The sequence below is a fragment of the Exiguobacterium sp. AT1b genome, assembly GCF_000023045.1.
Lineage (GTDB): Bacteria > Bacillota > Bacilli > Exiguobacteriales > Exiguobacteriaceae > Exiguobacterium.
Window position 1 is genome coordinate 2,183,395 of sequence record NC_012673.1, and the last position, 23,386, is coordinate 2,206,780.

Genomic DNA, 23,386 nt, shown 5'->3' on the forward strand with positions numbered 1-23,386 from the left:
ACCCATCCTTTTTTTCATGCGAAAAAAAGGAAATGCCGATATCCTGTTCTACAATAATAAAGTAGCTTGAAGAAGGAGGGTGGTCGGCCTGCGTGTTCAAACAAAATTATTTATTGCGATAGCCGTGAACATCGTACTCTTCATCGGGGTCATTTTATTCGTCATCAAACCGTATTTTGTAGAGAAAAGTATTGAACAGGACAGGGCGATGACCCGCGATCAAATCGAAAGTGTGTCAGAAGTGTTCGCCAATCACCGACTTATGCTCGAGCGGATTCTTGTCGATTGGTCAGTTTGGACGAATGCCTATGATTTTGTTCAAAATCAGAATGAAGCATTCATTGAAAACAACATGGGGGAAGAGACACTCGAAAACTTAGGGGTCGGCGCAATGATTTTCCTCGACCGTGATCGAAAGGTCGTCTACTCGGAATTTACTCAATTTTATGAATTGGATCGTGAAGAGGACAAAGAGATCTTCACGAACGACTTGATCCGTTACGTCAACTCGTCAGGAATCAAACAAAGTGCGGTGTACGGCACCGATTTCGGTCCGGTCGTCTTCATGAGTCACCCGATTGTGAAGAGTGATGGGACAGGAGAACCCGGTGGGACGCTCGTGCTCATTCAGAAAATCGGTCCAGATTTCATGGCCGCGATGAGTGCTCAAGCAAAAACGAAATTATCGATCAGCCCTCTTTCTCACCAGCAGTTGACGGTCGATCAAGACAATCAATTTGCCCGTGTCTCGTTACCGCTTCAATCCGTCTATCAAGATGCGAACTGGGAACTCAACTTCTCGGTGAAGCGAACGTACTATACCAACACGCAGACCATGTTAGAAACGGGGATGATCGGGCTTCTTGTCCTCGGTCTTGGTCTATTGTTGACACTGTTTTGGACGGTGAATCAAATTGTCACGAAACGATTGATGGGCATCGTCAACCAACTGAAATGGATCACGAAAGAACGGAATAGTCGGTTACGGATTCAATTGCATCCGAATCAACAAGACGAAATCGAAGAGATGGCCATCAGCATGAACGAGGTGCTCGATGCACTCGAACAGACACAAAAGGAATCGTTGACGCGTGCCTTCCGCGATTCCTTGACCCGTCTTCCGAACCGCTTGGCAGTCGAAGAGATGTTCGTGAGCTTACCGGACACGACCCGATCGATTGGAGTGATGGGAATCGATCTCGACAACTTCCGCCGCATCAACGATCAATTTGGTCAGCGTACGGGAGATGCGATGCTGACGTTCTTTGCCTCTCGTTTGATGTTTTATAAAGAGGATGGCTTCGTTGCGAGAATCGGAGCGGACGAGTTCATCTTGATTCATCCGGAATGGACGACCGAGGAGCTCATGATCATTGCCAATCAATTGGTGAAAGATTTGCGCGAATGGGGTTTGAAGCAAGGGATGAACCATTTGACCTTGAGTATCGGCATCGACGAATTGACTGGACCGACGCATCATTCCTATGAGGTGATGATGGCGCGACTCGATGTCGTCTTACACGAAGCCAAAGCATCCGGGAAAGATCAGATTCTTTCCTATCATGAGATTGAAGATGGGAGTCATTACTTGCAGGCGCTCGAAATGGAACGTGATTTACGTCATGCGCTGCGTCATGATGAGTTCGAACTCTATTACCAACCAATCGTCTCTCCGCAGCCGTTTCAAGTTAGAGGAGTCGAGGCGTTGATTCGCTGGCACCATCCACAGAAAGGGTTCGTCTCTCCCGGCGTTTTCATTCCGGTTGCGGAGCAACTCGGGCTCATCTCAGATGTAGGACGCTGGGTGCTTGTGCGCGCCATCACCGAGATTCAAGAGTACGCAGAGCAGTTTGATTTATTTTTATCGATCAACGTATCGAAGCGTCAGATTTTAGACGACTCGTTTTTAGAAGCGTTGGAGGAGACGCTCGCTAAGACAGGATTTCCCCCACACCGGTTGCATGTGGAAATCACAGAGAGTGAGGTCGGTGGGAATGTGTATGAACTTCAACAGTTCATTCAAGCGTTAAAGACCATCGGGGTCAAAATTTCACTCGATGACTTCGGTGTCGGGACATCGTCACTGTCATATCTGCAATCCCTACGTCTCGACATCGTTAAAATCGATCAGAATTTCGTGAAAGGGATTCCGGAGAATAAGTTTGACCGCGCGCTGTTAGAGGGGCTGTATCAAACTTTCCAGACGCTTGGACTCGAGATTGTCACGGAAGGGGTCGAGCGACCGGAACAGCTTGCGTTCGTATTAGAATATAGTGGTTCGCTCATTCAAGGTTATCATTACAGTAAACCGATTCCGGTCGATCAATTGCACCTGTACTTACGTAAAACCGTCATGACTCAAATTTGATGTAGGTGACTCTTCATAGGAAGAGTCGCCTTTTTTGTGAAAAATATATGTGAAATTTGTTACAATAGGGAACATAACTTGCGACCCATTCAGAGAAAAGGTAAACTTGAAACAGGGAAAGAAAACGCTTTCAAAACTATTCTTTTATAGCTTTGAAAGGGAAAAGGGAGGATTGGGTTCGATGCCAACAAAAAGAACGGCGCGGGCACCGTGGTCTAAAGTGATGATTCGTTCACAACTTGAAGTCGTAGATCGATTGCGGCCACCTTCGCTCGTCTTACAAAATGCAACGTATTTGAACGTTTACGTAAAACAATGGAGAACCGCGAATATTTGGATTGAGGGAGATCGCATCGTGTATGTCGGTCCAGACTTACCAGAATCAGCGGTCGAAACGGTCGATGTGACAGGAAAGTATATTGTACCTGGGTATATCGAGCCTCACGCTCATCCGTTTCAATTATACAATCCGGCGACGTTGTCAAAATATGCAGGAGAGCGTGGAACGACGACGCTCGTCAATGACAACATGCTGCTTTTTTTACAAGAGAAAGAGCAAGCGTTTGCGCAACTCGATGCGATTCAACAATTGCCGACGAGTACGTATTGGTGGGCCCGTCTGGATACGCAAACGGAGTTGGACCGGGAGAGCGTAGCTGTCGACTCGGAACGCATTCACGAGTGGTTTAACCATCCGGACGTCGTCATGGCAGGTGAATTGACGGCATGGCCGCGCGCCTTGAAGGGCGATGATGAGATGCTTCAGTGGATGCTTGACGCCGAGACGTGCGGTTTGCCGGTCGAGGGACATTTTCCGGGAGCGTCGCCGAAGACATTGACTAAAATGGCGTTGATGGGAGTACACAGCGACCATGAGGCGATGACGGCGGAAGAGGCGTTCAATCGATTGGAACTAGGTTATACGACGACGCTTCGACATTCCTCGATTCGTCCGGACCTTCCGGGGATGATTCGTGACCTATTGGCGAATGGACTGACGGCGTTCGACCATCTCATGGTGACGACGGACGGTTCGACACCGGGCTTTTATGAGGACGGCATGCAGGATGCGCTCGTCCGCATTTTAATCGAAGCGGGATTACCGGCCATCGAAGCCTACCGGATTGTCTCTCATAACGTGGCCCGTCACTTTGACCTCGATCACATTTTAGGTGCGATTGCGCCAGGCCGCATCGCGCACTTGAACATTCTAGATGCCATCGAGGAACCGCGTCCGACGGCTGTGATTGCGAAAGGGCAATGGATTTATCGTGATGGGGTATCGCTTTTCCCGAACGAATTAGTGGAAGCGGTCCTCGATAAGATGCCGTCGACAGACGTTTCAATCGAGCTGACGCCACAAGACCTATCTTTCAGCATGCCCGTCGGACTCGACATGATCAACTCGGTCATCATGAAACTGTTTAAAATTACGCATGACACGGGTCAAGATGAATTACCGCGTGATGGAGACGAATCGTTTCTCATGTTGCTTGATAAAGAAGGGAAATGGCGATTGAACACAGTTCTGAAAGGTTTCGCCCGAGATTTTGGTGGACTTGTCAGTTCGTACTCGATCAGTGGGGACTACTTGATTCTAGGGAAATGCAAACAGGATATGTTACTGGCGTTCAAACGAATGAACGAGCTCGGAGGTGGGATTGTCCTCGTAGACCAGGGCGAAATCGTTGCCGAGATCCCGTTACCACTCTGTGGGATGACGTCGACGGAGCCGCTCGAAACGCTCATCGGTCAAGAGAAACAGCTGCGAGACGAGCTCATGGCGAGGGGCTATCAGTTCGAAGATCCGATTTATACATTACTATTTTTAGCATCTACCCATTTGCCGTATGTTCGGGCGACACCTCTCGGCATTTACGAAGTCATGAAGAAACAAGTACTATTTCCTGCGATTTTGCGATGAATAGTTGAGTCCAAGGCGCCCCTGCTTTAGAATGATAAAGAAGTATGAGTAGAGAGGATGCTTGCGGATGCAACTCGATAAATTACGAGGTCGAGAGCTTGATCAATTGTTTGAAGCGATTTTGAAGCTCGAGACACTCGAAGACTGTTATCAATTATTCGAAGATTTAGCGACTGTTAATGAAATTCAAGCACTTGCGCAACGACTTGAAGTGGCGCGGCAAATTCGTGAAGGAAACACGTATCACAAAATTGAGGATGCGACAGGCGCCTCAACGGCCACGATTTCACGTGTGAAGCGATGCTTGAACTATGGGACAGGCGGATACGATCTCGCTCTTGAACGTCTACAACAAACAAAAGGTGACTCGTAAGAGTCATCTTGTTTTTGATGGAGGGGAGGGGCGAGATGCAACAGAAATTCATGAAACGGAACTTACAATTGTTCTTTCGAAATTTAACACCGGTTCAAACACTCGTGTTAATTTATAGTGCGGCAGCGATTTTATCAGTTTTGCTTCTCGCCTTACCAATCGCCCATAAGCCCGGAGTGACGATCACGTTTACCGATCTTGTCTTCTTTGCGGTGAGCTGTGTCAGTGTCACCGGCCTGACACCGATTGTAGTCACCGATACCTTCTCCACGTTCGGCTTATTTATCATCCTGTTCATCGTCCAAGTGAGCGGTGTCGGATTGATCAGTTTGCACGTCATCATGTGGATTTTACTCGGGAAACGGATTGGGTTCAGGGAGCGGCAACTGATTTTACGCGACCAAAACCAGACGTCCATGTCTGGTATTGTCAAATACATCACGGAAATCGTGATCACCGTAATCGCCATCGAAGCGGTCGGTGCCGTCTTGCTCGGTGTCCATTACTTAAATTATTTTGATACCGCCGGCGAAGCCTTCTTACAAGGATTGTTCGGGTCTGTCAGTGCGACGACGAATGCCGGGTTTGACATTACGGGAAGTTCGCTCGCGCCATTCCGTGAGGACCCGTTCGTCATCTTTACGCAAATCGCGCTCATGACCGGTGGTGCCATCGGATTCCCGGTGCTTGTAGAGATTCGAACGTACTTGGTGAGCCGAATCACACGGAAACGTCACACGTTCCCGAGTCGATTCTCGTTGTTCACGAAATTGACGGTCTCGACATTCTTTATTTTGATTGCTGTCGGTACGGTCGGCTTGTTCATCTTTGAATACAACAACGCCTTTAAGGACTTGCCACTCTGGTTGGCACTATCGGATTCGTTGTTCCAGTCCGTGACGACACGAAATGGTGGTCTATCGACGGTCGATGTCAATTTGTTCTCTGAAGCGAGCATGTTGCTCTTGTCGATCCTTATGTTCATCGGGGCATCTCCATCGTCTGTTGGTGGGGGGATTCGGACGACGACGTTCGCTGTAGCCGTGCTCGGTGTCGTCGCATTCATTCGTGGGGACTCGTCCATCAAAATTTTCGGTCGTGAGATTGTCCTGGAAGATATTTGGAAAGCGTTCGTGATCATTACGGTTTCGCTTGCCGTGTTACTATCAGGTGTCATGGTCATGGCTTATTTTGAGGATGCTTCGTTGACACGAATCTTATTCGAGGCGTGTTCTGCGTTCGGGACGACGGGTCTATCCGTCGGATTGTCTTCCGAGTTTAGTAACGTTGGAAAATGGGTGTTGACGATTCTCATGTTCATCGGCCGAATCGGCGTCATCGCCTTCATTCTCATCCTGCAACGGAGACAACCGAAGCGGATGTATAACTATCCGAAAGAATCAATCATCTTAGGATAAGGAGATTGTCATATGAAAGCATTTTGGATCAACTTCGGATACGTCTTTGTCGTACCGGTTCTTCCGTTTATCGCCATCGTCAATGGAACGGCACTTTGTTCACCAGACTCACCGCTCCTTGACATTCCAGTGCTCGGATTCTTTTTAGCGAATCCACTCTGGTTCGTCCCCGTTTACGGTCTATTCGCCCTGCTTGTTGCGAAATGGCTGACGGATCGGGAACGGAATCGTACGGCACGTTCGTGACTTGCTTCGGCAAGTCTTTTTTTGTTGGGGAGATGCACGCGAGGAAAAAAATCGATACACTAGAGAAGGATTCGATAGGAGGGAATGAGTTGGAATTTCAGACGTGGCGACATGTGTTTAAACTAGATCCGAATAAGGAGCTCACAGATGAGGCCCTCCAGGCGCTCATCCATTCGGGGACCGACGCCTTTTTGATCGGGGGAACGGATGGGATTGATGCAGAGAATACATTTGCGCTTTATGCGAGAGTCCGAGATGCCGGGATTCCAATCGCACTTGAGATTAGCCATCCTAGTCAAGTCATCCACGGATTCAATCATTACTTCGTGCCCACCGTGCTGAATGCAGGAACTCCGGAATGGATCATTGGTCATCATGCGCGTGCGTTTGAACGATATGGCCATTTCTTTGATGCCCGTCTTGTCACGGCTCAAGGATATCTTGTCTTGAACCCGGAGGCGAAAGTCGCTGACGTGACGGCAGCGCGATGCGATTTGACGATGGAAGAGTCCGTGGCATACGCGGAAGTCGGGCATCACTTGTTCCGTCTTCCCTCGCTCTATATCGAATATAGTGGACGACTCGGGAATCCTGATGTCGTCAAAGAGATTCGTTTGGCGTTGCCTGATGCACATCTCTTTTACGGTGGTGGCATTGAGGGAGAAGAGACGGCGCGATTGATGGGTGCACATGTCGACACGATTGTTGTCGGCAATATCATTTATGAAGACTTAGCTGGAGCACTTGCGACTGTCCGAGCACTCCGATAAAATAAGAACAAACGTTTGGAACAAGGAAGGAAACGATTATGTATAATCTTAGCGAAGAATTAGTCAAAGGCATGAACCCGGAACAAGCAGAAGCGGTGAAGCATACGGATGGCCCGCTGTTGATCATGGCGGGTGCAGGGTCTGGGAAGACTCGTGTCTTGACCCATCGTGTCGCCTATTTGATGGCGGCGAAGCAAGTGGCACCGTGGAACATTTTAGCGATCACGTTCACGAATAAGGCAGCACGAGAAATGAAAGATCGGATTGCCCGTCTTGTGGGTGGTGTCGCCGAAGACATTTGGATTTCTACATTCCACTCCATGTGCGTCCGGATTTTACGACGCGATATCGATCGCATCCGCTATGACAGGAGCTTTTCCATTTTAGATGCCTCGGATCAATTGACAGCAATCAAACAGGTGTTGAAAGAATTGAACCTCGATCCGAAGAAGTACGAACCGCGTACCCTTCTCGGGATGATTTCAAATCATAAAAACGAACTGCGCACGGCGAAGGATGCGGCCGCCCTCGTCGGGAACAATCCGTACGAGCGAATCATCTCGGACGTCTATACGGCGTATGAGAAAAAGCTGAAACAAAACAATGTGCTCGACTTTGACGACTTGATCATGAAGACGATTCACTTATTCCAAGAAGCACCGGACGTGTTGGCGTTCTATCAGAAGAAATTCAAGTACATCCATGTCGATGAGTATCAGGATACGAACCGTGCCCAATATACGCTCGTCAAACTTCTCGCACAGGCACATGAGAATTTGTGTGTCGTCGGGGATTCGGATCAGTCCATTTATCGTTGGCGCGGTGCCGACATCGCCAACATCTTGACGTTCGAGAAAGATTATCCGAGCGCCCATGTCATCTTGCTCGAACAAAACTATCGTTCGACGAAACGGATTTTAGAGGCGGCCAACGGCGTCATCCAAAACAACGCTTCCCGGAAAGAGAAGAACTTGTGGACTGAAAATGACGAAGGGGAGAAATTGTTGCTCCATGTCGCATCAGACGATCGCGACGAAGCGTTCTTCATCATGAACCAGATGAAAGAGCTGAAGATGGAAGGGATGGACTACGGACAGATGGCGGTCCTTTACCGGACGAACGCACAATCACGTGGACTTGAGGAGATGCTCCTCAAATCGAACATCCCTTACAAGATGGTCGGTGGGACGAAGTTCTATGAGCGAAAAGAGATCAAGGACGTCCTCGCATACTTGCGATTGATCGCCAACCCGGATGAGGACATCTCGTTCGTTCGCGTCGTCAATGAGCCGAAACGTGGGATTGGTGCTGCGACGATTGATAAACTAGGGGATTTTGCAGACATGCAGGGCGTCTCGCTCATGGATGCGATTCGTGACATCGAATTGTCAGGCATCGCCCCACGCACTGCGACGAAACTTGCGGATTTCCGTCAGATGATGATGGATTTACGACAGATGGCGGACTACCTCTCCATTTCAGAACTCGTTGAGGAAGTGTTGAAGAAGACAGGTTATGAAGAGATGCTCAAAATCGAGAAGACGCTTGAGGCGGAAAGCCGACTTGAGAACTTGCAAGAGTTCTTGTCGGTCGCCCAAAACTTTGAGAAAGAGAGCGATGAACAGACGCTCGTCGCCTTCCTCACGGATTTGACGCTCGTCTCAGACCTCGATTCACTTGATGAGGTCGATGAGTCACATCAAGTCACCCTGATGACGTTGCACTCGGCGAAGGGACTTGAATTCCCGGTCGTCTTCCTGATTGGAATGGAAGAAGGGCTCTTCCCGCACAGCCGTGCCTTGAACGACGAGGAAGAGATGGAAGAAGAACGTCGTCTCGCGTATGTCGGGATCACCCGTGCCGAGAAGCGTCTCTATTTGACACGTGCTCAGTCACGAATGCTATACGGTCGCTTCCAAAACAACCCAGAGTCGAGATTCTTGCATGAGTTGCCGGAAACGTTGTTAGAGCGGTCCGGTAAGGCGAGAAAACCGATGCCATGGAACCCGGTCGAGTCACCAGGGAAGTTACCAGTGAATGGCTTTAGTTCGAAACCGAAGCCGAAACTCGCCCAATCATCCGGTGCCGAAACGGTCGGCTGGAATGTCGGCGACAAAGCGAATCATAAAAAATGGGGACAAGGGACGGTCGTACAGACACGTGGTGAAGGCGACCAACTCGAAGTCGACATCGCATTCCCGGAAGTCGGGATCAAGCGCCTATTGGCTAAATTTGCCCCTATCGAAAAAGCGTGAGGTGAGAATATGGAGATGGCAGAACGCGTAGAAGAGCTACGTCAAACGTTAAATCAATATGGTTACGAGTATTACGTACTCGACCGTCCGAGCGTGCCGGATTCGGAGTATGACCGATTGATGAACGAATTGATTCAAATCGAGACTGATTATCCTGAACTTCGAACACCGGATTCTCCGACGCAACGCGTCGGAGGGGCTCCGCTCGACGCATTTGTCAAAGTGACACATGACACGCCGATGCTCTCGCTCGGCAACGTCTTCTCGAAAGAGGAACTCGTCGAGTGGGTGGAGCGAATCGAGAAAGATCTCGGCTACACGCCGACATTCGTGGCAGAACTCAAATTTGATGGTCTCGCTGTCTCGTTAAAATATGAGAATGGCCGTCTCGTCCGTGGTGCGACGCGCGGGGACGGGACGACGGGTGAGGACATCACGCAAAACTTGAAGACGATTCGTTCCATCCCTCTCCGATTAAATGAGGACGTGACGTTTGAAGTGCGAGGTGAGGCGTACATGCCGAAACGTTCGTTCGAACAATTGAATGACGAACGAGAACGTATCGGCGAACCACTTTTCGCAAATCCGAGAAACGCTGCTGCCGGTTCACTTCGACAACTCGACTCAAAAATTGCGGCGTCAAGAAATTTGGCGTTCTTCGCATACGGTTTGGTGTCGCAAGACGATCTCGTCGCGTCACATGACGAATCACTCGATTATTTGAAACGACTCGGTGTCGCAGTGAGCGGAGATTATACAACATGCCAGACGGCGGATGAACTGTGGGATTACATTGAGACATACGTGACAAAACGGAGTGACCTCCCATATGAAATTGATGGGATTGTCATCAAAGTGGCCGGGTATGAAGAACAGGAACAACTTGGTTTCACCGCTAAAAGTCCGCGCTGGGCCGTCGCGTACAAGTTCCCGGCAGAAGAAGTCGTGACGACGATCGAGGACGTCGATTTCAGTGTCGGTCGTACGGGGAAGGTCACACCACGGGCACGATTTGCCCCGGTTTCTGTGGCGGGGTCGACCGTGACGTATGCGACGCTTCACAATGAAGATTTTATAAAGGAAAAAGACCTTCATATCGGTGACCGAGTCGTCATCAAAAAAGCAGGAGACGTCATTCCGGCCGTCGTATCGGCACTGGCGAGTGAACGGAGCGGGGAAGAACGGGTGATTGAATTCCCAACGCATTGTCCGGCGTGTGGGTCGGAGTTGATTCGACTCGAAGGAGAGGCGGATCATCGTTGCGTCAATCCGGAATGTCCGGCTCAACTGCTTGAAGGACTCATTCATTTCGTGTCGAGACAAGCGATGAACATCGACGGGCTCGGCGAGAAAGTCATCACACAGCTTCACGAAGCGGGGCTCGTTCACAATGTGGCCGACCTGTATCGCTTGGACCGAGATGATTTACTTGGACTCGAGCGCATGGGCGAGACGTCAGTGACGAACTTGCTCTCGGCAATCGAACAGTCGAAGCAAAATTCATTGGAACGGGTGCTCTTCGCCCTCGGGATTCGACTCGTCGGACAAAAGGCCGCTTCTTTAATTGCAGAACGGTTCGAGACGATGGATGCGATCATCGCTGCGACAGTTGAAGAGTTGACATCCATCGATGGCATCGGGACGAAGATGGCCGAATCGATTGTCCTCTATTTCGAAAAACCAGAAGCACGTGAACTCGTCAAAGAATTGGCGGAATCAGGTGTGAACTTATCATTCAAAGGAATGAAGCGTCCAACGACTGAAGGGGCACCGCTCTCTGGGAAGACAGTCGTATTGACGGGGAAATTGCATGAGATGACACGTGGCGAGGCTGGGAAGCAGCTTGAACTCCTCGGCGCGAGTGTGACAGGGAGCGTGAGTAAAAACACAGACTTGCTCGTCGCCGGTGAAAAGGCAGGTTCGAAGCTGGCGAAAGCCGAATCTCTCGGAATCGAAGTATGGGATGAAGCCAAGCTGCTCGACTTTTTAAAGGAACATGCATAAACGTTCGCTTCGGCGAACGTTCAGCTTGTTGACAAATAACATGTTCGAACTCGTCCGTCGGGCGAGCAACGCAAACGGTCGTCATCTGGCGACCGTTTGTCTTTTTCTAAGGTCACGACAGCCGAAGGAAAAGCTCGGTATTTACTTTGAATCGATGTTTTAGAAAGGGAAGGTAAACGCCGAGATCATCCTCCTCGGGCCGCTGTTCAACATCCGTTTCGTTCGTCAGACCGCGAAGGATGGATTGGGTCGACTTGTTGATCATCAGATCCGCCCTTTGTGTGTTCTTCTCACACCATTACATGGGACGAAGGACAAAAGGTGACCAAGAACGGGCAGGCGAGACTCCTGAGGGAATAGCAAGCAAAGGGAGACCCAGCAGTGACGTAGTCGCGATGCGGCTCCCTGCTTGCCCCTAGGAAAGCGAGCCGTGTCCGGATTGGGCATAAGACCTATACTTTGTCTACAGTCTGGACGTTCGCTTCGGCGAACGTTTTTTATTTTTTCGGAAATAAATGGGATTGAGCAGGTTCGCACAAGCGTGCGAGGGGTATAGATTAACTAAATCAAAATGCTAATATATTTTTGCGAGAGAACCCTTTGACATCATGACGTTCACACACACATTCCTCTCATTCCTCTACGTGGTGAACGTCGTCATCGGAACGATTGCGATTCGAGCGCTTGTTTTCACCTTAGAGGAGGGACCAACATCATGACACACAACATCCAGCGCTTCGTTGCCGTATTTACCATCCTCATGTTCCTTTCAACCTTATTTGGGGTACCCATCGCCAAAGCGGACACGACCACGTTCCGGTATATCCAAGTGAATTTGACAGATGAGGAAAGCGAAACATTATATGAATCAAGTCTCGTATATGAAGGAATCACGTATTACGGGGTCCGTGAATCAGCTGACGTTTGGCGATTTATGATTGATGCGGAAGCAGTAGACGACTCGTTGATTGATCTCATCACGCTCTATGATGCGGAAGGTGTACCGTATACGTTTTCTCCAAACACCATCACGGAAGCCTATCCTATCGAAGAGGAGGAACCGCCGGTTGTCACAGGACCAGATCCATCAGAAGAAGTGACGCCACCGGTTGAACCAGAACCAGTCGTCGAAGAGCCGACGACTGAACCGACGTTACCGAAGCTCGCCGTTGAAGCAATCAACATCGCCGCAGTCGACCGAGCCGTTGTCGGAGGCGAAATATCGTATACGTTCATTGTAGAAAACACAGGAGACACGCCGATGACGGTGACAGAATTCTCTCATGAGTATGTGAGCGGAGACATCGATCATCAATCAATCGAATCGTTCAATCAACACGTATTTGATCGTTTGCATAAATTAATAGGAGAAGACGGTCTCTTGCCGGGGGAACGGGTGGAAGTGACAGAAGTTTTAGCGATTCAGACCGGATATTCGTTCGACGCTCATCCTGAGATCGGCAGTGTCTTTCGGGTGACCGGAGTGGATGAATTCGACCGGGTTGTCACGTCAGAAAGTCAACAAATTATCCTTTTGCAAACACCAGACTTCACCGTGAATGCAACGGTTGAGAAAGCGACCGTTCAACCGGGAGAGCCCGTTCGCTATACGTATACGGTCACCAATCCTTCGAAAGTTACCTTATTTTTAGCGGACGCGATGCTCACATGGCCAAGCGGTGCCTTGACAGAAGAAGAACGAAACCAGGCAAATCAACGATTCGCGGAGCAAGTCGAAGCAATTCCTACTTTCAGAGACGGACTCGGTCCGGAAGAAGAAGTGACGTTCTCGTTTGAGCTTCCGCTCCTCCCATCTTATGATGTGAGAGCCGGGGCTGAATTGATTCAACGTGCCACATTCATCTTCGAGGTGGATGAAGGGATAACGGTTACTCGCTCCGTCGACGTACCGGTGGCGGTGAAGCAACCTGTTCCGGCTAAAGAAGAGCCAAAACAAGACGCTAACCAGCAGAAGCCAGAAGTGAAAACCACACCACCTGTCGTGAAAGTCGTCGTCAAAGAGAGTGGGGCGCCACGAGTCGAGCACATCGATGAAGCCGATTCGTACGCTCAAGATGTGCTCCCGATGACAGGCGAAGCGGATGATCTGTGGCATGCCATGCTCGGTACACTTCTTTTCGCGTCGGGACTCCTCTTGTTGATTCGTCGCAACCATCCGTCAACGAAACCATAAATCGACATCCCTTCTCGTTCATCCGAGAGGGGATTTGTTCTGATTCCGCTTCGATACTTTTTTCGTGGAACGATTTTGTTATAATGGACAAAGTGAAATAGGAAACGATGTTCAAAGGAGCTAGACATAGATGAAATGGAAACAACTCGTCATCCCGACAATCGCCTCGGCGCTATTGTTGAGTGGATGTTCAATGAAAATACCGATGGGTGAAGAAGAAGCGACACCAACTGGGGACGAAACAGCGGCCGAAGGCGTCACACAAGCGATTGAAGCCCGTGACTCATATTACCAAATGGTCATTCCGTTCAAACCGGCGGCAGCGAGAGGACTCGCCCAACGTCAAGTCAGTTCATCGTTAGAACTCGAAGAAGTCGAACTCGGTCTCATGCGTCACTCAACGGACGCGTTCGACCCGGAAAAGTTCGCTTATCAAGAGGGACAGCTGTTGAACGCGGAGGATGTATCTCGTCTGCTCGCACGGAAAGATAAAAGTAATGAAGGGTTGACCCCCTTGAACCCGGCTTATGCGGATGGCAAGGCAGAAGTCGAAGACGACAAGTTCGTCGATGCGAACAAGAAATCACCGCTTTATTTAGCTTCGATTGTCGAACAGAATTACATGACGAAAGAGGACAGCGGGTACCAGGTTGGGGGCGTATCGTTTGCACTTATTTTGAACCGTGAATATGTCTTCCAAGCACCGAACTATGGTCCGACGTATACCGTCAAACTCGATCAAAAGAAAGTAATCGCAGAAGGGGAACGTATGGCGAACGAACTCGTCTCCCAATTACGAAAGCGTGAAGACTTCAAGGACCTCGATATCAATGTCGCGCTCTATATGAAATCGACACAAGGTTCACCGACACCGGGGAACTATATCAAGTCGGCCTTCGTTGGGACGGCGGATCAAGTCAAATCGGGCGACTGGAAAGCAATCGATGAGAAGTACTACTATTTCCCGTCGACATCGGCGACGTCTGACGTACGCGAGGACGCGCAGAAATTTACGCTCTTCAGCGATCGGATCGCCGATCTTTTCCCGGACTATAGCGGGATGATTGGGAAGGGCTTTTATCAGAACGGAGATCTATCGAGAATGGAGATTGATATCCCGATTCAGTTTTACAGTCGCGCTGAGCTCGTCGGCTTCACACAACACGTGGTCGGCTTGCTCGAAAACCGTTGGGAATATAGCCGGAACGTTCCGGTTCGTATCAACGTGACGTCACTTGGCGGAGACCCTGAAGTGACGATTGTGTTTGAGGACGGCATGGATAGCCCGAAAGTCTACTTCTAATCGAGAAGAGGTTCGTTTTTTTGAAACGAATCTCTTCTTTTTTTCGTATGAAAAGTGAAAGGATAATCTTTGACCTTATTTGACCAAATGAGTAGAATAGAGTTAACAGAAACGGGAAAGGGATAGGTGAGGTGAATCCATATGGCTAAAAACTATTACGATGAGCTCGGTGTCTCCAAGGAAGCGAGCGAGCAAGAGATTAAACGTGCATACCGGAAACTGGCGAAACAGTACCATCCGGACGTCAATAAAGACCCTGGCGCACAAGAACGATTCAAGTCGGTCCAGGAAGCGTTTGACGTATTGAGCGACCCAGAGAAAAAGGCGAACTATGATCGATACGGTAGCCCGGATGGACCGTCGTTCGGACAAGGGTTCGGTGGCGGTGGAGAGACTTACGGGGAAGGCTCGTCACAATTCGAAGATCTATTCCGACAATTCGGAGGCGGATCGCGTACGACCTCTCGGACTTTCGGATTTGAAGATATGTTCGGAAGCTTCTTTGACCAAGCAGTCGAGGAAGACTTGGATGAGACTGTTCGTGTCAACATCCCGCTCAGTCAATTGACGAAAGAGTCGAAAGTGAGTCTGCGTCTTCAAACGGGTACCGTGAACGTCAAGATTCCACAAGGTGCCTACGAAGGTCAGAAGTTGCGGTTGAAAGGAAAAGGTAGCCGCGTCGGACAGTCAGGAAACCGAGGAGATGTATATGTCGAACTTCACTTTGCGGATGACGATACGTATCGTCGTGAAGGAGAGCATATCGTGACCGTGAAACGATTGCGTCCGCTTGAATTTTTAGACGGGGCGAGCGTCATCATTGCCACGCTCGACGGGGGACGCGTGAAGCTGAAAGTGAAACCGGGAAGCCGTCCGGGACAACGGATGCGGATTCCTGGTCGCGGTGTCATGACCGGCTCGAAGGTGCGGTCGGACTTATTCGTCCAACTCGAGGTCGACCTGCCTCTTGATGAGACGTACCGTTCTGTTTATGAGCAAATCGAACGTTAATGGATAAGGAGGAATCGTGATGGACTTTAATCGTTTTACAGATAAAGCACATGAATGCATTGTCAGTTCACAGGCGTTAGCGAAACAATATCATCATAGTGAAATCAATGAGTGGCACGTCTTGGCGTCCATGATTTCGCAGACGGACGGGATCGCGCCGTTGCTGTTTCAAAAAATGGAAATCAACGTGTCTGAGATTGAAGGCGAAGTCGCGCTTTCTTTAAGAAATGCACCAAAACTTCAAAATCCGACGACACCGATGATTTCGGCTTCTTTGCTGAACGTTCTAACGACGGCGGAGCGGGAAGCGACAGGGATGAACGATGAATACGTATCGGTCGAACACATTTTACTCGGCATCTTGTTGAACAGTAGTCAAGCACAGGCGATGCTCGAGCGAAAAGGGATCACAGAAGACCGTCTCCGTGAGGCGCTCGTCGCCGTACGAGGCAATCGTCGGATTACTTCGAAGTCGCCTGAAGCGACCTATGACGTCTTGACGAAATACGGACGAGACCTCATTCAAGAAGTGAAGACTGGGAAAATCGATCCTGTCATCGGACGTGACAGTGAGATTCGTCGTGTCATCCGGATTTTGAGTCGGAAAACGAAAAACAACCCTGTCCTCATCGGGGAACCGGGTGTCGGGAAGACGGCGATTGTCGAAGGGCTCGCCCAGCGTATCGTTCGTGGAGATGTGCCGGAAAGTTTGAAAGACAAAACCATCTTCAGTCTCGATATGAGTTCCCTCGTTGCCGGTGCGAAATATCGTGGGGAGTTCGAGGAACGTCTACAGGCCGTCTTGTCCGAAGTGAAAGAAGCGGAAGGCACCATCATCCTCTTCATCGATGAACTGCACACGATTGTCGGGGCAGGGAAGTCGGAGGGGTCGATGGACGCCGGGAACATGTTGAAACCGATGCTCGCCCGAGGCGAACTGCATTGTATCGGTGCGACGACACTTGACGAGTATCGTCAATATATCGAGAAGGACCCGGCCCTCGAGCGGCGTTTCCAACAAGTACTTGTCGCTGAACCGGATGTCGAGGATACGGTCTCGATCTTGCGCGGTTTAAAAGAACGCTTCGAGATTCACCACGGGGTACGCATCCATGACAACGCGCTCGTCGCAGCGGCTGTATTATCCAATCGCTATATCACCGACCGTTTCATGCCGGACAAGGCAATCGATCTCGTCGACGAGTCGTGTGCAATGATTCGGACGGAGATGGAGTCGATGCCGGCTGAGCTCGATGAATTGGTTCGTCGGGTCATGCAGCTTGAAATCGAAGAGGCGGCGCTTAAGAAAGAGAGCGATGCCGCTTCCATGAAGCGACTTGAGGCGCTTCAACAGGAATTGGCATCACTTCGTGAACAGTCTGACTCGTTACGTCTCCGCTGGGAGAATGAGAAGGAGTCGACGCACCGCGTACAACAAATCCGCGGAGACCTCGAGAAAGTACGCCTCGAGTTACAAGAGGCAGAGAGTCGTTACGATTTGAATCGGGCCTCGGAACTGAAATACGGACGAATCCCAGAGCTTGAGCGAGAACTCGAAGAAGCGGAACAGTTGGCGAGTTCGGTGACACGTGAACTCGTGCGTGAAGAGGTGACGGAAGAAGAAATCGCCGAGGTCGTCTCGAAATGGACGGGCATCCCAGTGACGAAACTGACAGAAGGAGAGCGGGATAAGCTCCTCAATCTAGAAACGGTCTTGCATAAACGCGTGTTCGGACAAGATGATGCGATTCGTCTCGTCAGCGATGCGGTCATTCGGGCGCGGGCTGGCATCAAAGATCCGAATCGTCCGATCGGCTCATTCCTCTTCCTCGGACCGACGGGGGTCGGGAAGACAGAACTCGGGAAGGCGCTTGCGGAAGCGATGTTTGACTCGGAAGATCATATCGTTCGACTCGATATGAGTGAATATATGGAGAAACATGCCGTATCACGTCTCGTTGGTGCCCCTCCAGGCTATATCGGATATGAGGAAGGTGGCCAGTTGACGGAAGCGGTTCGCCGTAACCCGTACTCGGTCCTCTTACTCGATGAGGTCGAGAAAGCGCATCCGGACGTCTTCAACATCTTGTTGCAACTGCTCGATGATGGTCGATTGACCGATTCGCACGGGCGCATCGTCGATTTTAAAAATACAATCGTCATCATGACGTCGAACATCGGGGCGGACATTTTGCTCGAGGCAGCGAGAGATGGTGTGATTGATGAAGATGAAGAGCGTCAAGTGCTCGACAAGCTCCGTCGTCATTTCCGTCCGGAATTCTTGAACCGGGTCGATGAAACGATTCTGTTCCATCCACTCACGAAAGATCAAATCGGTCAAATCGTCGAGAAAGCGGTCGGACGGATGAGCGAACGGCTCACGACACGCTCGATTCATATCGAGATCACCGACGCAGCGAAAACGTTCGTTGCCGATGAAGCGTATGAACCTCAATTCGGTGCGCGACCGATCAACCGTTACGTACAACGGACGATTGAGACGAAACTTGCCCGTAGCATCCTCGCTGGAGATGTCGAGGATGGGCAAACGGTCATCATCGATGTCGAGAACGGGGCGTTGACGTTACGCCCGTCGACAGTCAATGCATAAAGAAAGAGGAATCCAAAATCGGATTCCTCTTTTATGTATGCCGATGTTTTCTTCTCAAAATCAAATAACTGATGCCTACAAAAATGAGATAGAGTACCGTCCCAAAAAATGAGTTGAATACCCATGGAATAGTTCCCATAAAGCTGGCACGGGTCGCTTCTTGAAACCAGAGCAGTAGCCAAAAGAATAAGCCAAGACTTGTTGCGAGTAGCGTGTAAAATCCCATCATACCTTGTTTCGTCCATCGCTTGATTCCGAACCCGAGTAAAGTCGTAACGATAAAAATTGTACCCAATCCAATATAGAACAATCCGTCAATCGGTAATGACTGCACCTACGTGGCTCCCTTCTCATCATATAATTCAATCTTACACGGAGAGGGAATAAATGGGAATCGTTATTGTGAAACGAGGGGACGTTCCGGCTGATAGATGCAGTACGGTTCCGCCTCCTTATAATCGCCAGTGACCGCATAGGCTCTAGCCCGCGAACCACCACATAGATACCGATACTCACAATACCCACACTTTCCGTGATGAGTGTCGGGATCACGCAGCGCCTTGAACGTCGGATGGTGACGATAAATATCAGCGAGAGGTGTCGTTCGGACGTTTCCGCAGGTGATCGGTAAAAAACCGGACGGCTGTACGTCCCCTGTATGTGAGATAAAGACGAATCCGTTCCCGTCATTCGTTCCGCGAGGTGCCTTCGCCAAATCGTCATGGGGATGTCCGATTGGAGGAAGCCCTGCTGCCCGGCGGCGCTGATTTTCTTGTCGGGCGACTCTCCGATAAAATTGGGCTTCCGTCGTCGAGATGATGAAGGGTGCCGTCTCTTGTAGGGAGAACGCCCATTTCAATACTTCCTCATGTCGCTCTGGTGTAATGGGTTGTAACAGGGATCCACGTCCAGTCGGCACGAGGAAAAAGAGCGTCCAGACGGATACGCCGAGGGATTCTACGAGTTTCGCCATTTCCGGTAATCGGTCAACGTTGTATTCGGTCACCGTCGTATTAATTTGAAATGACATTCCCTCCTCTCGGAAATATGAGATTCCTCGAATGGTACGGTCGAAACTGCCACGTGTGCCGCGGAAATAGTCATGCGTCACGGCGTCCGGTCCGTCAATGGAGAAGGCCCAACGTGACAAACCAGCCGCTTTCGCTCGTTTCACGGCATCGTGAGTCACTCGAGGTGTGGCGGAAGGTGTCATCGAGACGCGCATCCCGAGGGAAGAGGCGTATGCGGTCAATTCAAATAAATCTTCACGCATGAGAGGATCACCGCCCGTAAAGACGAGAATCGGGTTATCCATCGCATGAATCTCGCGAATCAATGCCTTTCCCTCTTCCGTATCGAGTTCGTTTTCGTAACGGTGAAATTGTGCCTCTGCCCGGCAGTGGACGCAGGAGAGCGCACAGGCCCGTGTGACTTCCCAAATGACGATGAACGGATTTTCGTTATAGTCGATGTGTTTCATACCGTCACCGCCTGTCGAAGATGTAAGTGATCGACCGCCCGTTTGGCAGAATCGACGCAGTCAGGTAATCCGACTCCATGAAGTATGGCACCACACGCCTCGACGCCGTCCCACTTCAGAAGTGCTTCTTCGAACGCGCGGACGTCCTGTTTATGACCGACTTCATATTGTGGCATCGTTTGAATGTGTCGTTCGACTTTCGTGAAGAGGGGAGTCCCGACTTTTTGAATGCGTCGAAGTTCGCTTAAAGCGAAGTTTGCGATTTGATCATCCTCTTCATGGAGCAGGGACGGGACATGTTCTGAACCGATATACATGCGGAGCAATGCTTTTCTTTTAGGTGCTAGGTGTGGCCATTTTTTATGCATCCAGCTACAAGCGGTCAAGGCGTTTCCTTCCGATTTGGCGATGACGTAGCCGGTTCCATCTAACGCATCTACATCTGACTCGTCGAAGGCGGCGAGTACGGTCATCGAAGAGGTACATTTTAACGATGACAAGCGTTCGGCTTCTGGGAATCCGAGCAAAGGTCCGAGTGCTTGAGGAGAAGTCGCAAGAATGATGCCGTCAAACTGTTCGACCGTCCCATCGGCAAATGTGACTTCATGAGGTCGAACGGATTGAACAAGCGTCTTTAACATGAGTCGATCGATCGACGGACGGAGCGCCTCGACGAGTGCTCCGAGTCCTTGCTCGATTGACAGGAACTTACCAGTCTCGGACGGCTTTACACCAGCTTGGACGGGAGGGGTGAGTGCTTTCATTCCGAGAATCAGACTGCGAGTTTTTTGTTCAATCGTGATAAACTGAGGGAAAGTAGACTCGATGCTCATGTCTTCGAGTGTCCCGTTGTAAATCCCGGACAGAAGCGGTTCGATCATCGTATCGACGACTTCTGAGCCGAGTCTCGTCCGAAAGAAACGGTCGAGCGAGATATCCTCTCCTGCATACACGCGTGGAATCACGAGATCGAATCCGGCGCGAAGTTTTCCTCTCCAAGTAAAGAGATCCGTTTTGACCATCGGCCAAAACTTGGTCGGGATGCCCATGACCGATCCGGCCGGCATCTGTCTCAGTTGCTTCCGTACGTAAATGTAAGAAGTCCCGGTTCTGGAGCGGACGAGTTGATCTGCGAGACCGAGATCCGTAATAAGTGATGTCAAGGTCGGCTTCCGTGCCATATAACCGTCGGGTCCAGTCTCTAACGTAAACCCATCCCGATAAATGGTCTTAATTTTTCCACCGAGACGGTCCTGCGCCTCGATCAATGTGACATGAGCTCCGGCTTCTTTGGCATAATAGGCTGCGGCAAGTCCGGTGATGCCTCCTCCAATAATCGCGATACGATTCAATTGATTCACCCATTTCTCTAAAGTTGTTGTCGTCTTAACGGTACCGAGAATGTTGACGGAGATATAGGATAAGTGTCACGGAGTTCTAGACAAATTTGTCACGAATTCGAAAGGAGACGATGGAATGGCTTCCTTCCTTATCGTTGCGACGCTTGTAGTGGTAGGCATAGCTGGGTTTATTCTGTCGATGAATCGACATGGAGAAAAGTTGGTTGGAGACGAGGAAAGTCCACCGATGATTTGGGCGGATGAAGACTGGTATAAAGATGATGGACCACCGGACGGATAATATGATAAGATGACCCGGTTGAAATTTGATGGAACATGAGGTGATGGAATGAATGTACTCGAACAACAGTTGAACCACTTGGTTGATGAGTGTCGTCCGTACACGGCTCAAGGGAAAGTGGCGGACTATATCCCTGAACTCGCACATGTGAAAAACGATTTACTCGGGGTGGCGATTTGTTTGCCGGATGGTACGTATATTCACGCGGGGGATGTTCATCACAAGTTTACGATTCAGAGCGTATCGAAGGCGCTCACACTTTGTTATGTATTGATGGAGTTCGGGGAGGACTATGTCTTTTCGAAAGTAGGGATGGAGCCGACGGGGGACGCATTCAACTCCATCGCCAAACTCGAGGAAACGGTCCCGTCAAAACCACTGAATCCGATGATCAACGCCGGAGCGTTAGCGGTGACGAGTATGATTTTGGGGGAGACGGCAGAACTCAAAATCTATCAGTTCCGCCAGTTTTTAGCGACGTTGTTAAATCGCTCGGTCGAGGAGGTCACGTACGACGAAAAAGTCGCCCGCTCTGAATACGAGACGACCGACTTGAACCGTGCCTTGCTCTATTTCATGCGTCACCATGGAATTGTGGAAGGTGACGTGGATGAGATCATTGATGTGTATACGAAACAGTGTGCCATTGAGATTGATTGTTTTGATTTGGCACGAATCGGGCGTGTCTTTGCAGGGAATGGAGAAGACCCGGATACGGGCGAAGAGTTGATTCCACGCCGGGTCGTCCGAATCGTCAAGGCCATCATGACGACGTGTGGCATGTATGATGCATCGGGTGAGTTCGCTGTCCGGGTTGGTCTTCCAGGAAAAAGTGGGGTGTCGGGTGCCATCTTGGCGGTCGGGAACCACGAACTAGATTTAAATAACGTCGGGTTTGGCATATTTGGTCCGGCACTTGATTCAAAAGGAAACTCGATTGCCGGAATGAAGTTGTTGGAACTATTGATTGAGCGCTATACTTCTCGCTAAATCGATAGGTGCTCCACGGATGCATCGAGTTCCTGCTGTAATGTTTCAATTTTTCGGTCGTATGCGGACTGTAGTTCAGCTGGAGGGGTGAAGGCCCGCCAACGCTTTAACAGTTGGTCATGGTCGTTCATCTCACCGAGTTCGGTTTGCATTTTTTTTAACGTTCGGACAGTGTCCATCGATGCATCCGATTCATAGTTTAGCAAGTACTCATGTAAATAGCGTTCGCGTTTGACGGCTAAACGGACTTTATGGAGCGCTTCAAGTTGTTCTTTTCCACTGGATTGTTCATGATAGACGCGCACACGTTGCTTGCGCTCACTTTTCGCCTTTTCTAACATCGGGGAGGCGTTCGTTTTTTTGAACGCACGAAATAACGGTCCACCGATAAAGCGACGTACTTGTTGATCGAGCGACGGTGTCATTTTTTCACTGACACGGGTAGATAGAATCGTCCGTGCGATGGCACGTTCTGTCTCCATCGCTTCAAAAAACGCATGGTCGAGTTCGGATTTAGAATCAAACATTTCGATGAGGACGTCGAGGTCGCGCACATGACCAAGTGCCTCCATCAATTGTTTGAGTTGTCGAAACGTCGCCGGCTTCGTTTCGTATAGTTGCATGAAGGTGATCAGTTTCCGTAAATGCACGCGGGCGCGGTGAATATCCTCAGAATTGTTGAAGGTGAGGGCTTCCGTCACATAGTGATTGAACGTGTTCCACGTTTCCAACAGTTCAAATTTAAGTTTTTCTGCATGCCGTTGATTCATGATTATAAGTTCCTTTCTGAAAAAGAGA

18 protein-coding genes are annotated in these 23,386 nt (G+C 49.9%); 14 read left to right on the forward strand and 4 right to left on the reverse strand.

Translation table 11 applies throughout. From position 1 onward, the window contains the following. Positions 1-79 precede the first annotated feature (79 nt). The 12 genes from EAT1B_RS11425 to clpB all read left to right on the forward strand — a co-directional run bounded on the left by EAT1B_RS11425 (position 80) and on the right by clpB (position 18,477). On the forward strand, positions 80-2,368 hold the full coding sequence (locus tag EAT1B_RS11425; RefSeq protein WP_015880716.1) for an EAL domain-containing protein: 2,289 nt from the start codon (positions 80-82) through the stop codon (positions 2,366-2,368). Positions 2,369-2,549: 181 nt separating this feature from the next. After that, on the forward strand, positions 2,550-4,292 hold the full coding sequence (locus EAT1B_RS11430) for an adenine deaminase C-terminal domain-containing protein (protein WP_015880717.1): 1,743 nt from the start codon (positions 2,550-2,552) through the stop codon (positions 4,290-4,292). A 67-nt stretch (positions 4,293-4,359) separates the two neighbouring features. Continuing rightward, positions 4,360-4,665, forward strand: coding sequence for a YerC/YecD family TrpR-related protein (locus tag EAT1B_RS11435; RefSeq protein WP_015880718.1), 306 nt, complete (start codon positions 4,360-4,362; stop codon positions 4,663-4,665). Positions 4,666-4,700: 35 nt separating this feature from the next. Further along, the gene (locus EAT1B_RS11440; protein ID WP_015880719.1) at positions 4,701-6,083 is read left to right on the forward strand and encodes a TrkH family potassium uptake protein; all 1,383 of its coding nucleotides are present in this window, start codon (positions 4,701-4,703) and stop codon (positions 6,081-6,083) included. Positions 6,084-6,095: 12 nt separating this feature from the next. Continuing rightward, positions 6,096-6,329, forward strand: coding sequence for a hypothetical protein (locus EAT1B_RS11445; protein ID WP_015880720.1), 234 nt, complete (start codon positions 6,096-6,098; stop codon positions 6,327-6,329). A gap of 89 nt (positions 6,330-6,418) precedes the next feature. Continuing rightward, a complete protein-coding gene (locus EAT1B_RS11450; protein WP_015880721.1) occupies positions 6,419-7,099 on the forward strand; it encodes a heptaprenylglyceryl phosphate synthase in 681 nt (226 codons plus the stop codon). Between the two features lie 38 nt (positions 7,100-7,137). Then, positions 7,138-9,354: a DNA helicase PcrA gene (gene pcrA / locus EAT1B_RS11455; RefSeq protein ID WP_015880722.1), complete on the forward strand. Its 2,217-nt coding sequence runs from the start codon at positions 7,138-7,140 to the stop codon at positions 9,352-9,354. A gap of 9 nt (positions 9,355-9,363) precedes the next feature. Next, on the forward strand, positions 9,364-11,358 hold the full coding sequence (gene ligA, locus EAT1B_RS11460; RefSeq protein WP_015880723.1) for an NAD-dependent DNA ligase LigA: 1,995 nt from the start codon (positions 9,364-9,366) through the stop codon (positions 11,356-11,358). 715 nt (positions 11,359-12,073) lie between these two features. Beyond that, the gene (locus EAT1B_RS11465; protein WP_015880724.1) at positions 12,074-13,552 is read left to right on the forward strand and encodes an LPXTG cell wall anchor domain-containing protein; all 1,479 of its coding nucleotides are present in this window, start codon (positions 12,074-12,076) and stop codon (positions 13,550-13,552) included. Positions 13,553-13,682: 130 nt separating this feature from the next. Continuing rightward, positions 13,683-14,855, forward strand: a complete 1,173-nt coding sequence (locus EAT1B_RS11470) for a CamS family sex pheromone protein (protein ID WP_015880725.1) — start codon at positions 13,683-13,685, stop codon at positions 14,853-14,855. 141 nt (positions 14,856-14,996) lie between these two features. Continuing rightward, a complete protein-coding gene (locus tag EAT1B_RS16175; protein WP_015880726.1) occupies positions 14,997-15,866 on the forward strand; it encodes a DnaJ C-terminal domain-containing protein in 870 nt (289 codons plus the stop codon). A 19-nt stretch (positions 15,867-15,885) separates the two neighbouring features. Further along, positions 15,886-18,477, forward strand: a complete 2,592-nt coding sequence (gene clpB, locus EAT1B_RS11480; protein ID WP_015880727.1) for an ATP-dependent chaperone ClpB — start codon at positions 15,886-15,888, stop codon at positions 18,475-18,477. A 31-nt stretch (positions 18,478-18,508) separates the two neighbouring features. On the opposite strand, the gene EAT1B_RS11485 is transcribed toward clpB, so the two are convergent. The 3 genes from EAT1B_RS11485 to hemG form a co-directional block, all read right to left on the reverse strand. Further along, positions 18,509-18,811: a hypothetical protein gene (locus EAT1B_RS11485; protein WP_015880728.1), complete on the reverse strand. Its 303-nt coding sequence runs from the start codon at positions 18,809-18,811 to the stop codon at positions 18,509-18,511. Positions 18,812-18,874: 63 nt separating this feature from the next. Continuing rightward, the gene (locus tag EAT1B_RS11490; protein ID WP_015880729.1) at positions 18,875-19,957 is read right to left on the reverse strand and encodes a TIGR04053 family radical SAM/SPASM domain-containing protein; all 1,083 of its coding nucleotides are present in this window, start codon (positions 19,955-19,957) and stop codon (positions 18,875-18,877) included. Further along, the gene (gene hemG, locus EAT1B_RS11495; RefSeq protein WP_015880730.1) at positions 19,954-21,318 is read right to left on the reverse strand and encodes a protoporphyrinogen oxidase; all 1,365 of its coding nucleotides are present in this window, start codon (positions 21,316-21,318) and stop codon (positions 19,954-19,956) included. The genes EAT1B_RS11490 and hemG overlap by 4 nt, the downstream gene beginning before the upstream one ends. Before the next feature lie 115 nt (positions 21,319-21,433). Here hemG and EAT1B_RS16020 point away from each other — a divergent pair, with 115 nt between their 5' ends. Together EAT1B_RS16020 and glsA are read left to right on the forward strand one after the other, a co-directional pair. Continuing rightward, positions 21,434-21,598 carry a hypothetical protein gene (locus EAT1B_RS16020; protein ID WP_015880731.1) on the forward strand — a complete coding sequence of 55 codons (165 nt, stop codon included), beginning with the start codon at positions 21,434-21,436 and terminating at the stop codon, positions 21,596-21,598. Positions 21,599-21,646: 48 nt separating this feature from the next. Then, positions 21,647-22,588, forward strand: coding sequence for a glutaminase A (gene glsA / locus EAT1B_RS11500; protein WP_015880732.1), 942 nt, complete (start codon positions 21,647-21,649; stop codon positions 22,586-22,588). On the opposite strand, the gene EAT1B_RS11505 is transcribed toward glsA, so the two are convergent. Then, positions 22,585-23,358: a CHAD domain-containing protein gene (locus EAT1B_RS11505; protein WP_015880733.1), complete on the reverse strand. Its 774-nt coding sequence runs from the start codon at positions 23,356-23,358 to the stop codon at positions 22,585-22,587. The two genes, glsA and EAT1B_RS11505, sit on opposite strands and share 4 nt — an antisense overlap. Positions 23,359-23,386: the final 28 nt, after the last annotated feature.

Bases quoted from the DNA above. Each gene is read 5' to 3' on its own strand.
- EAT1B_RS11430 (WP_015880717.1), top strand. From the start codon at position 2,550: ATGCCAACAAAAAGAACGGCGCGGGCACCGTGGTCTAAAGTGATGATT.
- EAT1B_RS11435 (WP_015880718.1), top strand. From the start codon at position 4,360: ATGCAACTCGATAAATTACGAGGTCGAGAGCTTGATCAATTGTTTGAA.
- EAT1B_RS11440 (WP_015880719.1), top strand. From the start codon at position 4,701: ATGCAACAGAAATTCATGAAACGGAACTTACAATTGTTCTTTCGAAAT.
- EAT1B_RS11445 (WP_015880720.1), top strand. From the start codon at position 6,096: ATGAAAGCATTTTGGATCAACTTCGGATACGTCTTTGTCGTACCGGTT.
- pcrA (WP_015880722.1), top strand. From the start codon at position 7,138: ATGTATAATCTTAGCGAAGAATTAGTCAAAGGCATGAACCCGGAACAA.
- ligA (WP_015880723.1), top strand. From the start codon at position 9,364: ATGGAGATGGCAGAACGCGTAGAAGAGCTACGTCAAACGTTAAATCAA.
- EAT1B_RS11465 (WP_015880724.1), top strand. From the start codon at position 12,074: ATGACACACAACATCCAGCGCTTCGTTGCCGTATTTACCATCCTCATG.
- EAT1B_RS11470 (WP_015880725.1), top strand. From the start codon at position 13,683: ATGAAATGGAAACAACTCGTCATCCCGACAATCGCCTCGGCGCTATTG.
- EAT1B_RS16175 (WP_015880726.1), top strand. From the start codon at position 14,997: ATGGCTAAAAACTATTACGATGAGCTCGGTGTCTCCAAGGAAGCGAGC.
- clpB (WP_015880727.1), top strand. From the start codon at position 15,886: ATGGACTTTAATCGTTTTACAGATAAAGCACATGAATGCATTGTCAGT.
- EAT1B_RS11490 (WP_015880729.1), bottom strand. From the start codon at position 19,957: ATGAAACACATCGACTATAACGAAAATCCGTTCATCGTCATTTGGGAA.
- EAT1B_RS16020 (WP_015880731.1), top strand. From the start codon at position 21,434: ATGGCTTCCTTCCTTATCGTTGCGACGCTTGTAGTGGTAGGCATAGCT.
- glsA (WP_015880732.1), top strand. From the start codon at position 21,647: ATGAATGTACTCGAACAACAGTTGAACCACTTGGTTGATGAGTGTCGT.
- EAT1B_RS11505 (WP_015880733.1), bottom strand. From the start codon at position 23,358: ATGAATCAACGGCATGCAGAAAAACTTAAATTTGAACTGTTGGAAACG.